At 64.4% G+C, this 12,576-nt stretch carries 15 protein-coding genes; all 15 read right to left on the reverse strand.

The window, feature by feature from the left end:
- Positions 1–9: 9 nt before the first annotated feature.
- The 15 genes from ACZYOF_RS27655 to ACZYOF_RS27725 all read right to left on the reverse strand — a co-directional run bounded on the left by ACZYOF_RS27655 (position 10) and on the right by ACZYOF_RS27725 (position 12,104).
- Positions 10–393 carry a hypothetical protein gene (locus ACZYOF_RS27655; protein ID WP_463717760.1) on the reverse strand — a complete coding sequence of 128 codons (384 nt, stop codon included), beginning with the start codon at positions 391–393 and terminating at the stop codon, positions 10–12.
- The gene (locus tag ACZYOF_RS27660) at positions 393–1,703 is read right to left on the reverse strand and encodes a hypothetical protein (RefSeq protein ID WP_463717761.1); all 1,311 of its coding nucleotides are present in this window, start codon (positions 1,701–1,703) and stop codon (positions 393–395) included. The genes ACZYOF_RS27655 and ACZYOF_RS27660 overlap by 1 nt, the downstream gene beginning before the upstream one ends.
- Positions 1,703–2,485 (reverse strand): hypothetical protein, encoded by a 783-nt coding sequence (locus tag ACZYOF_RS27665; RefSeq protein ID WP_463717762.1) that lies wholly within the window; start codon positions 2,483–2,485, stop codon positions 1,703–1,705. The genes ACZYOF_RS27660 and ACZYOF_RS27665 overlap by 1 nt, the downstream gene beginning before the upstream one ends.
- Positions 2,478–4,061: a hypothetical protein gene (locus tag ACZYOF_RS27670; protein WP_463717763.1), complete on the reverse strand. Its 1,584-nt coding sequence runs from the start codon at positions 4,059–4,061 to the stop codon at positions 2,478–2,480. Before ACZYOF_RS27670 ends, ACZYOF_RS27665 begins: the two co-directional genes overlap by 8 nt.
- A complete protein-coding gene (locus tag ACZYOF_RS27675) occupies positions 4,061–4,312 on the reverse strand; it encodes a hypothetical protein (RefSeq protein ID WP_463717764.1) in 252 nt (83 codons plus the stop codon). The genes ACZYOF_RS27670 and ACZYOF_RS27675 overlap by 1 nt, the downstream gene beginning before the upstream one ends.
- 4 nt (positions 4,313–4,316) lie before the next feature.
- A complete protein-coding gene (locus tag ACZYOF_RS27680; RefSeq protein ID WP_463717765.1) occupies positions 4,317–4,745 on the reverse strand; it encodes a phage tail fiber protein in 429 nt (142 codons plus the stop codon).
- A 20-nt stretch (positions 4,746–4,765) separates the two neighbouring features.
- Positions 4,766–5,158 (reverse strand): phage tail fiber protein, encoded by a 393-nt coding sequence (locus ACZYOF_RS27685; RefSeq protein WP_463717766.1) that lies wholly within the window; start codon positions 5,156–5,158, stop codon positions 4,766–4,768.
- Entirely contained in the window at positions 5,155–8,262 is a 3,108-nt protein-coding gene (locus tag ACZYOF_RS27690; RefSeq protein ID WP_463717767.1) for a hypothetical protein, read from the reverse strand. The genes ACZYOF_RS27685 and ACZYOF_RS27690 overlap by 4 nt, the downstream gene beginning before the upstream one ends.
- A complete protein-coding gene (locus ACZYOF_RS27695; protein WP_463717774.1) occupies positions 8,255–8,638 on the reverse strand; it encodes a phage tail assembly chaperone in 384 nt (127 codons plus the stop codon). Before ACZYOF_RS27695 ends, ACZYOF_RS27690 begins: the two co-directional genes overlap by 8 nt.
- Positions 8,635–9,087, reverse strand: a complete 453-nt coding sequence (locus ACZYOF_RS27700; protein ID WP_463717768.1) for a hypothetical protein — start codon at positions 9,085–9,087, stop codon at positions 8,635–8,637. Before ACZYOF_RS27700 ends, ACZYOF_RS27695 begins: the two co-directional genes overlap by 4 nt.
- A gap of 90 nt (positions 9,088–9,177) precedes the next feature.
- Entirely contained in the window at positions 9,178–10,425 is a 1,248-nt protein-coding gene (locus tag ACZYOF_RS27705; protein WP_463717769.1) for a phage tail tube protein, read from the reverse strand.
- A gap of 60 nt (positions 10,426–10,485) precedes the next feature.
- Complete coding sequence (locus tag ACZYOF_RS27710) at positions 10,486–10,956, reverse strand: hypothetical protein (RefSeq protein WP_463717770.1); 471 nt, start codon at positions 10,954–10,956, stop codon at positions 10,486–10,488.
- A 12-nt stretch (positions 10,957–10,968) separates the two neighbouring features.
- Positions 10,969–11,316 (reverse strand): hypothetical protein, encoded by a 348-nt coding sequence (locus tag ACZYOF_RS27715; RefSeq protein WP_463717771.1) that lies wholly within the window; start codon positions 11,314–11,316, stop codon positions 10,969–10,971.
- 3 nt (positions 11,317–11,319) lie between these two features.
- On the reverse strand, positions 11,320–11,793 hold the full coding sequence (locus tag ACZYOF_RS27720) for a hypothetical protein (RefSeq protein ID WP_463717772.1): 474 nt from the start codon (positions 11,791–11,793) through the stop codon (positions 11,320–11,322).
- Positions 11,793–12,104: a head-tail joining protein gene (locus tag ACZYOF_RS27725; protein ID WP_282526465.1), complete on the reverse strand. Its 312-nt coding sequence runs from the start codon at positions 12,102–12,104 to the stop codon at positions 11,793–11,795. Before ACZYOF_RS27725 ends, ACZYOF_RS27720 begins: the two co-directional genes overlap by 1 nt.
- Between the last annotated feature and the right edge of the window lie 472 nt (positions 12,105–12,576).

A 12,576-nucleotide genomic window follows, 5' to 3' on the forward strand; every position in this document is an offset into this window, starting at 1 on the left:
GAGGTAGATCTAGACGAGCGCGTTGGCGCGGAGCAGCAGGTTGTCGACCTGCTCGGCGGTCAGTCCGACGGCGCCGATCATGCCCTGCACGATCGGGTCCGTTCGCCGGATCTCGACCGCAAGGTCCCACTCTTCCTGCGCAGCCGGATTGGCCGCTATCGCCGCCTTGATCGTGGGCCACTGTCCCAGCTCGTCAAAGGCCCGCTTGAGGCCGAGCTTGGTGCAGCTTTCAGGGACCGGCGGCGCAGGCGGGACATACGGGTCGGGCACGTTGCCCGCAGCAAGCCACGCTTCATAGCCTTGTCGATCCGCGTTGCGCGGATCGTTCGGAATAAAAGCACTGTCGCTGGTGCGAACGACGACATCGGTCGCGGTTAACAGATATTCGGCCATCACAACCTCGCATTGGCAACGTAGTGGTGACGGATGAGATCAGCGGTCGATGTCCCGATGAACAGGCTATAGCCCGTCTCACCGCTTCCTTCGATGTTGGCCGCCCTGTCTCCGCTCAGAACGCCGCCGACCACACCCACCCCTCCCGTGATCGCGGAATAGATCGTCAACGTCGGGACGGCTCGTTTGCGGACGGTGTAGCGCTGCCCAGGCATCTGATACTGCCCAATGCCCGAGGTGAGATAAATCTCATGCATGCCGTTCGGTGTCGCGGTGCCAGGCGCAGTCGCATAGTCGTAGCTCTTTTCCCAATAGCGCTGGCAGAGCTGCAGCTCCGCCGCGAAATCCGGCACCTGGAATGCCGGCGCCGCCGAACCTTCGTAAAGCCCGACGTCGAACAGCTCGAAGACGTTGCCGACTGTGCCCAGCAGGTTGAACTGGTTCGCCGTACCAAGGATGTCGCTCGCCGCCCACGCATTCGGCGCTCCTTGGCGCGAGCTTCCGATTGCCAACGCCCAGTCGAGGACAAATCCGGCGCTATTGCTCGTCGCCCATGCGCCGGTGACGTCACCCGGGATCGTCACCGATTTGACGACGTCGGCGTTAGCTTCACCCGCCGCAATCGTGTACTCTGCGACATAGTTTCGCACACCGCCATTCAGGCGGACGCAATAAGTGCCGGCCGGCGCCTTAACGCCGAACTGAAGCGTGACCGCCTTCGCCGAAGCGCTCCCGAATTTCAGATCGGCGACTCGCAGCCCTTCAAGAGTCGTTCTGATGATGGCGTATTGGGCGGCCCCGATCGAGGTATCTGCCGTTGTGATCGCAAAACGCAGGCGGTTAGGCGACCCCGCCGGACTTGCCGAAGCCGATCGGCTGACGCTGATGCCCGCATCGTTGGAGCCGAGATACACGAACTGATCAACAGGATAGTAGCCGTTCGCAGTTCCTGCCGTCGATCCATTCTCCTGCGACACCATCATCGCGCCGTTGATGATGTAATTCTTCTTCGGAAAGGCGAGGCCGGCCGGCAGGTCCATGAACACCTGCTTGGTGCCCGATGGCGAGAACGTGCCCTTGCTGTCGAAGACGACGCTGACCGTGATCTCGTTGGTGTTGGTATAGGTCAGGATGCCCGACTTGAAGGCGACACCCGGCTCGACCACCGCGCCGACTGTGGTATCGCCAACCGACATCGAGGCGCTGAAACGGTTGAACGAAGCGTCGACCGCGCCGGCGAGGGCGAACACGCTCTGGCTGTTCGAGGTCGACTTCTCGAGCACGCGGTCTCTTGGCTGGATGAAAGCCATCAAATCCTCTCGTCAATGCGGAATTGCTTGCCGAAGATGTCATTGACCGGGCCGAAGCTGACCGGCGTCAGGTCGGTCACCAGGCCGTAGACGGAATCGCGCGGCAGGTTGTCGCTGTCGGGGTCGACGATGAACAGCACATTGCGTCGCCGGCCCTTGACCCGATCGAGCCGCTCGATCAGGCCGTTTTTCTGCTGCAGCGAGATGAAATCGAAAGACAGGTTGAGCCGACGAAACGAGACGTCATCCCATGTCAGCGTCATGCCCGACGATGTCGACGATACCCGGCTGCGGTCGACCCATTGCCGCTCGCCGCCGCGGACAAAGTTGTAATCGAAGCTCTCGGCCAATCCGTCGGCGATGCAGCCGGCCTCGACGAAGTCGGCATCGGGATCGTCGATATCGACCCGCGTGAACTGCCACGCGGCCGGCGCCGGCAGCCGCCACACGAACGAGCCATAGGCGATGTCGAAATGCGCGTCGCCGCTGCTGATCACGCCGGTGTCGAGCACATCGGCGGCAACCCCGAGGCTGTCGCTCGAGGACAGCCGCAGACGAATGGTCGCGTTCGGCCCGCAGGTCAGTCCGCAGAGCATCACCGTGTCGGCCGGCGCCAGCGCCGTCTTGCGCAGCACGGCCCATGCGGACGGCGCCAGGGCGCGCCAGCGCTCGGAGGGATGCGGCGTCAACAGGTTCGACGCCGGCATGGCGAGCGCCTGGCTTGACGCTACGACGCGGCCGCCGTCGGCCTGGTTGTCGACCATGATGCAGGCATTAGCCATAGGCGGCGACCTCGACATTATCGACGCCGGCATCCGGGTCGACGCTGATGCTGGTTTCGACCACGATCATCGAGCGCCCCTGCGATAGGTCGAACCGCGGATGCGTCACCCTCACCTCGTCGCCCATGTCGCGGCGAAGCGCGCGGCGCGGCACGCTCATGCGGTAGATCGCACGTGTCGTCTTCCACAGGGCGATCAGCCGCTCGGCCTCGGAGGTGGCGTCGGCCTCATTCTGGAAATAGGCCTCGACCGGATCGCGGTCCTGCGCAAAGGGGTGATCGGTCAGGATCGTCTGAGAGCTCGCCTCGGCCAGGCGGTATTCCTCCGCCACGAAGGCCTTGCGCGCGGCGGAGACGCCACCGGCGAGATCGGTCTGCACCGTCCAGCAGCGCGCGTAAGGAACGCGCCAGCGCCAGCGCGGCGGCCGATAGGCATCCGGCAGCGGCTCGCGCTTGATGTCGCTTCCGAGCATGTCGCCACGGGTGAAGCTGGCGACCGGATTGCCTGACGGCGCGCCGAAGATGCGGACCTCGAACAGGCCGTCGAGCTTGTGGCCGCCCCAGCCGCCGATGCCGCCCATCAGCTTCTGGATCAGCGCGGCGACAGTCAGGGAGTCGTCCGGCGCGACGAAATAGCCTATTCCAGCCGGCTGCGCCGCGTTGACGGCATCGAAGGAGGCCGCGTCGAGATCTGTCGGATCGACCAGCGCCGTCCGCGTGCGCAAGGCCCAGCGGACGATGTCGGCCGTGGTCTCGATATAGCCGCCCGTGTTCTCGCCCTGCACGTCTGCTGTCACCGTGCCCGATGGCGAGGAACCAAGCTTGAACAGCCCGAACGCCCTGCAGGTCGCATACTGCCCGGCGCTGACGCTGGCGGCCGCGAGCGCCGCATAGTCGGCGACGTCGCTGCCGGCAGTGAGCTGCGCGCCACGGTCATAGACTGCGTCGACCGCCTGCACCGAACCGTCGTGCACCTGGTAGATTAGGAGGTTCGGCACCAGCAACACCGGCGTGACGTTGAGCGCCTTGCCGAGCACCAGCGGCTTGCGCTTGCCCGTAAGGTCGGGGCCGCCATCAGCGCCGCCTGCGCCGCCATAGACATTCGGCTGCGCCGGCACCTCGAGCTTGTAGGAGAAATCCTCCAGGTCGATGGTGATGGCGTCGCCGTCAACGTTCCAGCCGCTCGCCGTCAGCTTCGCCAGCGGAAACGCCTCCGCATAGGCGCGGTCACGACGACCGATCTTGATCGTGATCGGACGGCCGTCGACGGCATAGGACAGCGGCAGGAAATCGTAATACGCATCCGCGTTGGAGATCACCAGCGTGCCCTTGCCGGTCGTGAACTGGCCGATGTCGGACTCCATGATCGAGCGGGTGAACTTGAAGCTTTGCAGCACGCCGCGGAACGGCTGGTTTGCCGGCGTATCCGTCGGCCGCGTCGCAAAGCCGGCCGAGGTCGAGACATAGATCTTCAGCGTCAGCGACGCGTCGAGATCCATCACCATGTCGAAATAGACGCGCAGGTCGCGGCGATCGGCCGAGATCGGCAGCGCGCTGCAGGGGGCAGATGATTCCATCAGGAGCGGTCCGTCAAAACCCAAGGCTCGATTTCGGCGAAATAGGCGATCGGCGCCTCGGCCTGCGCCAGCATCTGATCCCATGCCGTGGAGCCGCCGAAGAGGACTTCGGTCGAGCCGACCGCCGACCAGGTCGTCGCGAATGGCAGCGTGGCGAAAGCGGCGGTCGCTTCGCCAACCGCGACCATGCGCGCGGCGCGCGTGCCGACATCGCTGAATGGAAAGAGGCCGAACGGCCCTCTGGCGAGCATCGGATCAGGTCTCGGTGATCGTCGAGCCCTGCACGATCACCGGGGGCACGCCCGTGGCGATCACGACCGGAGGATTGAGCGCGCCCCGGTAGAGCACCTTGCCGGCGCCGCTCGAGGCTACGCCGATGGTCGCAAACAGCGCGATCTCGCCGCCGCTTGCAGCCAGTGGAAACGTGATGTCGTCCGCCGGCGAAACGACGTTGCCGCCGATCACCCACCCCGTTCCGTCACGCTGGATCGCCACCCGCGCATATCCGGCATAGGCGCATTCGCTGGTCGACTGATTGCCGCCACTCCCCGGATCCGCCGTGTTCAAGGAGAGAAAATACTGCGTGAGAGGCGACGACGCGGCATTGTCCGCGATGTTCGGAATCGGCGTGCCGTGGAAAATCAGCTTCAGGATATCGTTGCGGAACGTATCGCTCTTGTCCATTTGACCCCACCCCTTGATCGTCAAGTGATCCGCAGCCGGAGCTGGCCGGGCGGGATCTGCAACGGTTGACCCGTTGTGATGGTGCGCGGCAACGAGGGCACACCGGGGCAAACCATGTTGCCGCCGACGGCCGCCTCCTCGATGCCGAAAAAGACGATCGTACCCCAATCGGCAACCGCGGGACCGAAGGTGATCATGGTCGTGTTGACGCTGATGCCGTCCGCGTCCGCCGCGCTCATGACGCCGGCCAGCGGCTGGCGGGCATAGCCGGCCCCAGAGACCTCGAAGGCATGCGAGCCCGCCTCACCGGGATCGCCGAGATGCGCCGACAGATACAGCAGCGGGAATGTGTAGACGGCGACGCCAGTCAGATGATCGACCAGCTTCTGGCGTCCATAGGATGTTGCGCTCATGCAGCACCTTTCTGGCTTGGCCGCCCGCCGCGCCGGCCGGCGCCCTCGGTCGCGTTGGCAACGCGATCGAGCTTACCCCCTAACACCTCAACTGCGTCCCGCAGCGCCTGCACCTGCGCCTGTGTGGCCGCTGCCTGCGCCTGGATGAAGGTCTGGCCGAGCTGCGCGAAATACTGGCCGTTGTCGTTTGCCGCCGAGCTGCGCGTCGAGGCCAACGCGTTCGCTACCGGCGAGGCCGCGGAAGGCGCTACGGAGGCCGTCGGGACCGCTGCCGATGGCGCGAAGGCGGCCGGCCCGGCCAGCGCGCCAAGGGCCGCCGTGACGGCCTGATAGATTGCCGCATATCCGTCCGACGACGCATAGAAGCCCTTGGCCTGGTCGAGCAGCGTCTGGGCGTACTGCGTGATCGACCCCAGCGCGTCGGCATCCCCGCTCTGCGCCAGCGCAAGCTGGCGGTTGAAGTTCGCCTGCGCCGCGGCCAGCTGGTCCTCCGGCGACAGGATCGAGTTGGAGCCGACCTGCAGGCTTTCCAGATACTGCTGGATGGTCTTGATCGAATCCGTGACGTCGAGGGTCGCCTGATGAACGACGCCGGCGAGATCCGGAAAGATGTCGATGAAATCGGCGAACTGATCGCCGACCAGGCCAGCGTCCTGAATGATCTTCTGCGCCTCGGCCGCGAACACGGCCGCGATCTGCGCGAGCATCGCGGGATCGTTCCCCAGCTCCGCGGCGTTGGCGAGATCCGTCTGGTGCTGCTTGAGCAGCCCGGCGGCATCGTTGAGATAGCCCTTGCCCTGAGCCGCGTTGAGACGCTCCTGCAGGCCCTGCGTAACTGTGTCCGTGAACTGCGCCACCAGGGCCTTGATCTGCGCCTGCGCCGCGCTATCGATGAAGCCCCTGAAATCGCCGCCGGCATTGATCAGGCCTAGCGTGTCCTTTAGGCCAGCCGCCTCGTCGTTGACGCCCTTGATCTGCTGCTGCAGCGGCGAGAGCACGTCCGCGCCGTGCGCAAACTCGGTGAGGACGCGATTGACCGATGCATTGAACGTATCGGTGAGGCTGCCGGCACCACCGTAATCCTTCGCCTTGACCGCGGCGTCGAACAGCGTCTTAAAGCTCGAATAGAGCGAGTTCAGCTCGTTTGTCAGCGGTCCGAGATCCACACCTTTAGCGGCCAAATTGAACTTGTTGACCTGATCGGCCATTTGGGCCCACTGCTTCTTGGCCTCCTCCATCTCCTTCTTGGCTTTCTGGTCGCCGGCAAAGAGCGACGCGCCGATCGCGACGATGCCCTCGACGCCGGCCTGCGCGAAATTGCCGGAGAACAGATCGGTCAGCGCCTTATCGCCCATTTTGGAAGCGAGCTGCTCGGCCGCCGCGGTCAGCGCCTCCATCGGAGACTTGGCCTGCAGCAACCCCTGCACGAAAGTTTTCGCGAAATCGAGCCCGACGTCGCGACCTTCCCTGATCGCGCTATTGACGCGTATCGCCGCCGCCTCGGACGAGGCCAGCGCGGTCGGAACGTCATTGCCGTAAATCTTCTGGAGCTGCTGCGCGATCTGCACGTCCTCGGGCGAGAGGAACGCGGTCTTGCGCGCAAAATCAATCTGCGCGGCCACCCTGACCCGCTCGAGATCCGTCGCCGCATCGGCCGCCTCGTCTCCCAAGGCGGCGATTTGAGCCTTGAGCTGCTCGGTGATCGGCCGCCCCTGCGCCTCCGCGGCGGACATCAGCTTTGCCTCGGTCCGATACTTCGCCAGCGCGCCGGCGCCGAGCCCGACGGCATCAGCATCGGCATAGAGCTGATCGATATGCTGTTTCGCCGTGGCGATAGCGCGATCGAAGGCGTCGTCGACCTCCTTGCTGCGCGCGGCGACCTTGGAGAAGCCGCCGGAGATCTGGTCGGCGCCGGCGAGGACGTCAGCCGAAAACTTCTTCCAGCTTTCGCCCTGCGCCGACCAGGCCGCCGCGGCCTTGGCCGCGCCCATGGCCGCGTCGCTGGTGTCCATGACCGGGGGCACAGATGGTTCGCCGGTGTGCATAGAGGCTGGAAAACGGTCGCGGAAGCTGCCCGCGCTCGGAGCGCCCGCGAATGGGACATCCCTCTCTCCGAGCACCTGAATGCTGGAGGAAAACACCCTGCCCGCCGCGCGCCAGAAATCGAGCGTGAACGGCGTCGCATTCCGGAAGTCCTCGAGCGCCTGTTCGGTTCCAGGCGTAATTTCAATTTTAATGCCGCCGCTCTCCGGCACGCCGGCATCGCGCAAGCGCTGCAACTGTTCATCGGCATGGGCTTGTGCCGCGGCCGCCGCCTTGGCAACGTCGATCGAGCTGATGAAATTCGACAACCGCATGATCAGATCGTCGGCATAGGGCAGCAGGCTCAACAATGCCGACTTGAGATAGAACTCCATCTGCACCGAACTCTTGCGCCATTCGCGGTCGAACTCGGCGGCCTTGTTGATGGTCTCATCGTCGATGATGGCGCCGGCCTTGCGCGCCTCATCGGTCAGGCTCGCCATGGCGCCGGCGCCCTGCTCGAGGAACGGAATCCACTCCTTGGTGAAGCCGAGCATCTCGGCAATCGCCGCCTGATCGCCCGGGTTGCGGGCGCGCTTGATCAGATCGGCGGCGATGCCGAGAAGCTGGTTTTGCGAGATCAACTGGCCATTCGCATTCCGGATAGAGATGCCATTCGCCTCGAACTCCTTGGAAAGCGAATTGGCGTTGCGCTGGGCGTCATTGAGCAGTTGCGCCGACTTCTGCAGGCCGGAGGTCACCTGTGCCTCGCTGAGACCCGCGATCTGCCCGCCGAACTGCACGCCCTGGAAGTCGGCGAGCGACAAGCCGACTTCCTTCGCCGTCCGCTGCATGTCGGCAAGCTGCTTGTTCGCCTTCACCACATGGTCGACCAGAGAATTCAGGCCGACGATCGCCGCGAGCGCGCCGGCGCCGACGGCCGCGAGCGAGGCCTCGAAATCGCCGATCGCGCCGATGCCGCGGCTGGCGGCGCGAGCCGCCCCGTCCATGGCACGTTCATAGGCGGCAGCGCCTGATGTATCGGCGTTGATGACGAACTCGGTAACGACCTGATCACTCATCCTGTTGCTCTCCGGAGCCGTCGCCCTTGTCTGCCGTCAATGAACGCAAGAACAGATCGTCCAGCTCTTCGAGAGCCTCGACTTCCCATGGCGCCAGGCGCAACCCCGCGTGCCGCACGAAGGCATCGAAGTCGGGCCACTCGATCGGCGACATCGCAAAGCCGTTCGAGCCCTTGCGCCGGCGGAGCCGATGGTAGGTGCGCCACAGGTAATCCAGCGATCTCGGTAACGGCGGGCATCGAAGCTGCTCCTCGTACCCTGCCCGCTTCGCCTCGTTGCGGGTCCGCTTGAGCAGCCCCTGCAGCGTCTCGCGGTAGCTGACGCCGTCCTTGTCGACGGCGTTGAGCTGGAACGTCTTGTCCGCGAATGCCCTCAGATCTTCTCTGAGGGCGGCATAAAAGCCGCTTCACTGTTGAGATAGTCCGTCACCTGGACGAAGTAGCTGCCCAGCTCCGGCCTCAGGAACAGATCGGTCGCCGCTTCCACGGAGAACGCGATCGGCGCATCCTGCACGAACTTGAACACCGGGTTCGGCGACCAGCCGACGATCCGGCTGCAGACGCGGCGAACATTGCGCCGGCGGCGATCGGCGACGTCGTCGCCGTCGCCCTTCCACTTGCGGCCATTGACCTGCGCCATCTCGATGGCGCGCTCCTTGTCGAGCTGTTCGCGCTGGAACTCGTCGCTTGCAGCGATGGTCTTGTCGTGGGCCGGACCGGCCAGCTCGATTTTCCAACCGGTCTTTTGCGTGGTGCCGGGAACACGGATTTCCAGCACGAAGCTATCGAGCGGCCGCGTGGCCGAGAGATCAACAGAGTCAGTCATCGGGGATTCCTTTGTCGGAAGGTGGCCCGCGGCGTCCGACAACGCCGCGGGCCGATTGCGCGCAATCATCCTGTCGGGGAACAGCGGGAATTAGCTGGCGTTGGAGACCTGGATTTTCAGCATCGTCGGATCGTAGGCGCCGCCGCGGGTATCCTTGCCCACCAAGTCGGCCGGTACGCGGATGGTTTGCGTGCGAGCGCCGCCGTCCTTGTTGAGCGCCGACTTGTCGACGCCGGCGAGCGTGAAGTTAGGCACGCTGAAGGCAATGAAATCCTTGGGCTCGGACTCGTTGTCGACCGCCAGCACGTGCAGCGACAACACGTCCTCGTTGGCGAAGCTCTGAACGTAGGACAGATCCTTGCGCAGCATCGTCAGGTTCATCTCTACGGCCATGTTGCCGCGGAAGACGTCCGGCGAATATTTCTGCGCGCCGGACCCGAAGGTGTCGGGCGCGGTCGGTCCGACATTCCAACTCAGGTCGAACGACGTCAGCTCAACCAAGTCGGTCGAGCCTAGGCGCAACGTGGCGTCGACAACGGCCATGGGCGTCGCCGCGTTCTCGGTCGGCGACGCGAAGAACGGCGCGGCTGCGCCGGTCTTGGTTTCGAACCGGCCCGTGCCGGTCCAGCCCGCCTCGAACGTAATGATGCCGTTCGGCGTCATCGCAATCCTGCCGCTGCCAAACACGACGTCGGTGAACAGCTCCGAGCCGTCGATGTCGATTTCGTGCTCTTCCCAAGTGACGTAGCGATCGACCAGCGAGCCCGCCGGCGGATTGATCAGCACACGGCCAGGACGCGTGAGGGTGAAAGCCGTATCGGGCGTGGCGTTTGCTACCAAGGTCTCGGCGACCGTCAGCGTCGTGGGCGTGACGTCGACGATGCGGAGGTTCTTGCCGTTATTCCCAGCCGTCGCATGGTTGGTGAGCCGCCAGACATCATGCACCTTGAAACCCGCCGTGATCCACGAACCGGCACCCGCAACAATCGTATTTGCCGTGGTGGTAATCGACGTCAGGCCGGCGGTCGCCTCGGTGATCGCCAGATCCGCAGCACTGTAGGTGCCGCGCATGATCGCCTCGAGGACATCGTCGTAGGCGCCGAGCGCGAGCTCTCCGCCAGCCGTACCGGAGGTTTTCTGACTGCCATGGCGGCCGCGCGAACGCTGGCCATCGCGCCGCGTCTCGTTGCTCGCGGTGACGGCCTTTGTCATCGTCCCGGGATTGCCGGCGCCGGTGGTGCGGAAGATTTTCGCGCCGGCACCGGTCGCCTGTGCGCCAAGGGCCGTCTGGAATTTATACGCGTAATAGCCGTTCGATTGACTCTGGTAGGTCACCATGCGTCCGCTCCTGATGCAGATGGTTGGAAGGGGGCTTCGACTTAAGCGCTGCCGCGCAACTCAGGCGGCGAGGCGTGACGTGATGAGCAGCGCCGGCTGCTCCTTGAGCGAGGACGCGCGCGTGTCGGCGTCCTTGCCCTCGATACGGCGGAAGGTCGCCGCGGCCGAGCGGCTCGTGAAGCGGACCGGCATATAGGTGAACTTGACGTCGATGACGTTGCCGTAGCGCGAGCGGATGATGGTTTCGGCCTGCTGGTAGACCCGGTCCGTGCCGGACACCCGCATGCGCAGGATCCCCACCTCGATCAGCCGCGCATACGGCACTGGATTGGAGATCCCGAGCTGGTCGCCCGGCTTCCAGGCTGAGGCGTTCTCGACAACCGAGCCGTTGAGAAATAGCAAATGGCTGGCGCGATAGAGCCCGATGTGTGGATCATCGCCCGAGCCGACTGGAGACAGGTCGCGCAGCGTCTGCAGGGCGAACTCCGCGAGCGCCTGCATGCTGAAGAACCAATAGGAGACCGTAACCACGACGCGGGCACATCAGAGCAGGATATCGTCGTCGGACGCGCCTTCGACGCCATCGACCGCGCGTTTCGCAAGCACGTTCCGCGCCGCCTGATCGGAAAAGTCCCGCTGCCCCAGCAGACCGCTCAGCGACGTCAGGGATTCATGCTGCAGGCGGGCCTCCTCCGCCTCAATCGCCCGGATCAGGTTGAGCCTAGCGCGATCCTTGGCAGCCGCCGCGGCAAAGCGAGTCTCATACGTCAGATCCCACGCATATCCTCGCGGCACACGGTCGCGGTAATACGAGCCGTTGACCCGTGTTACGGTGATCCTGTCGAGCTGCTTCACTTCGATGCCCGGCACGTATTTCGTCTTGACCGGCATGCCTTACCCCCGATGGTAATAGTCGAACGGGATCGTTGCGGTCACCCGGAACCAGGCGCCGTCATCATCGCCAGGAGCGCCGCCATCGACCTGTGGCGCCCAGGTTCGGACGTAACAGCCAGGCGAGACGTCGTCGTAAAACTTCTTCGCCCGGAAGATCTCTCCGGCAGCGATGGCAAGCAAGAAAGCGTCTTCCGTTCCGCCACCCACCGGGATGTAGACATGAATGCGGAGGTGGCCATAGTAGATGTACTGTTGGCTGCCCGGCTTGCCGAAGCCGCGATGGATAACGCCAGAACCCTCGGGCGCAATCAGCACCCACGACGCGAGCAGCCCGTCGGTGCCCTTCGGCGGCCAGGGCGCGCTCGGCTCCTTATTGACCTCGGCGACGCGCGTGCGCGGGTTGCCACCGAGCACCCACTCGGCGGTGAACTTATCCTTGATGGCCTGCAAGGCCCCGGCGAAATCAGCGGGCATCAGGCGACCTTACAGATCCACATAGAGGGGTCGGCGACGTCGAGCACGGGCTTTCCGACGATGACGTAGGACGCGCCACTGTCGTCCTCGACAAAGCGGCCATCGCGGACCGGCTCGGGGATCTCACTGACCCGAACCGCAATGCGCTTGCCGGCTACGTTCGGCTTGGCCGCCAGCTCCACGCGCTCCTGCGAGGCCTCGTTGACGATGATGGTGCACGGCACGGCAGCGCCCGCGCCAGGCGCGAAGTAGTTCGCCTCGCGGCCGAACGTTTCCGCGAAGATGTCGGACATGCCGTCGAAAACGGACATTGGTGTTTGATTCCCCTGAGAGTGGGACGAACTAAATCGGACGCCCCGCGGCATCCGTGCTAAAGCCGCGGATGATCAAGATCATCATCATCGCGCTCCTCACCCCATTCCAGGCCTTCGCGCAAAGCGCTCCCTCGCCCGAAGAGCCTCGATCAGACCGCGAGCAGGTCAGAGCCGATCGAAATCGAGCGGCCGCGGAGGAAAAGAGCGCGCCGACAACGCGTCCCTGGGACAGAGATGCCGATGGCAAGAGACCATGGGAGAGGAATGCCCCTTCGAAGTAACTGCCCTGAAGCGGGTGAGGAACGCCCCTGAGAGAGTGGAAAAACCGACGTCCGCTTATGACCCAGGCCGTGTGAAAATGGTGCAACTTGGAGCGCACTGGCGCATTTCGTGGCCGCCGAGCTTCTAATTCGGTGGAATCGACCTCCTGTCATCTCAGTGGCAGCCTGGAGCTTCAGGTAGGCGCTGA

The sequence above is a fragment of the Bradyrhizobium sp. LeoA1Lang genome (genome assembly GCF_055413685.1).

Excerpts from the sequence above, each read along its gene's own strand:
- ACZYOF_RS27655 (WP_463717760.1), bottom strand. The coding sequence starts at position 393 with ATGGCCGAATATCTGTTAACCGCGACCGATGTCGTCGTTCGCACCAGC.
- ACZYOF_RS27660 (WP_463717761.1), bottom strand. The coding sequence starts at position 1,703 with ATGGCTTTCATCCAGCCAAGAGACCGCGTGCTCGAGAAGTCGACCTCG.
- ACZYOF_RS27665 (WP_463717762.1), bottom strand. The coding sequence starts at position 2,485 with ATGGCTAATGCCTGCATCATGGTCGACAACCAGGCCGACGGCGGCCGC.
- ACZYOF_RS27670 (WP_463717763.1), bottom strand. The coding sequence starts at position 4,061 with ATGGAATCATCTGCCCCCTGCAGCGCGCTGCCGATCTCGGCCGATCGC.
- ACZYOF_RS27675 (WP_463717764.1), bottom strand. The coding sequence starts at position 4,312 with ATGCTCGCCAGAGGGCCGTTCGGCCTCTTTCCATTCAGCGATGTCGGC.
- ACZYOF_RS27680 (WP_463717765.1), bottom strand. The coding sequence starts at position 4,745 with ATGGACAAGAGCGATACGTTCCGCAACGATATCCTGAAGCTGATTTTC.
- ACZYOF_RS27685 (WP_463717766.1), bottom strand. The coding sequence starts at position 5,158 with ATGAGCGCAACATCCTATGGACGCCAGAAGCTGGTCGATCATCTGACT.
- ACZYOF_RS27690 (WP_463717767.1), bottom strand. The coding sequence starts at position 8,262 with ATGAGTGATCAGGTCGTTACCGAGTTCGTCATCAACGCCGATACATCA.
- ACZYOF_RS27700 (WP_463717768.1), bottom strand. The coding sequence starts at position 9,087 with ATGACTGACTCTGTTGATCTCTCGGCCACGCGGCCGCTCGATAGCTTC.
- ACZYOF_RS27705 (WP_463717769.1), bottom strand. The coding sequence starts at position 10,425 with ATGGTGACCTACCAGAGTCAATCGAACGGCTATTACGCGTATAAATTC.
- ACZYOF_RS27715 (WP_463717771.1), bottom strand. The coding sequence starts at position 11,316 with ATGCCGGTCAAGACGAAATACGTGCCGGGCATCGAAGTGAAGCAGCTC.
- ACZYOF_RS27720 (WP_463717772.1), bottom strand. The coding sequence starts at position 11,793 with ATGCCCGCTGATTTCGCCGGGGCCTTGCAGGCCATCAAGGATAAGTTC.
- ACZYOF_RS27725 (WP_282526465.1), bottom strand. The coding sequence starts at position 12,104 with ATGTCCGTTTTCGACGGCATGTCCGACATCTTCGCGGAAACGTTCGGC.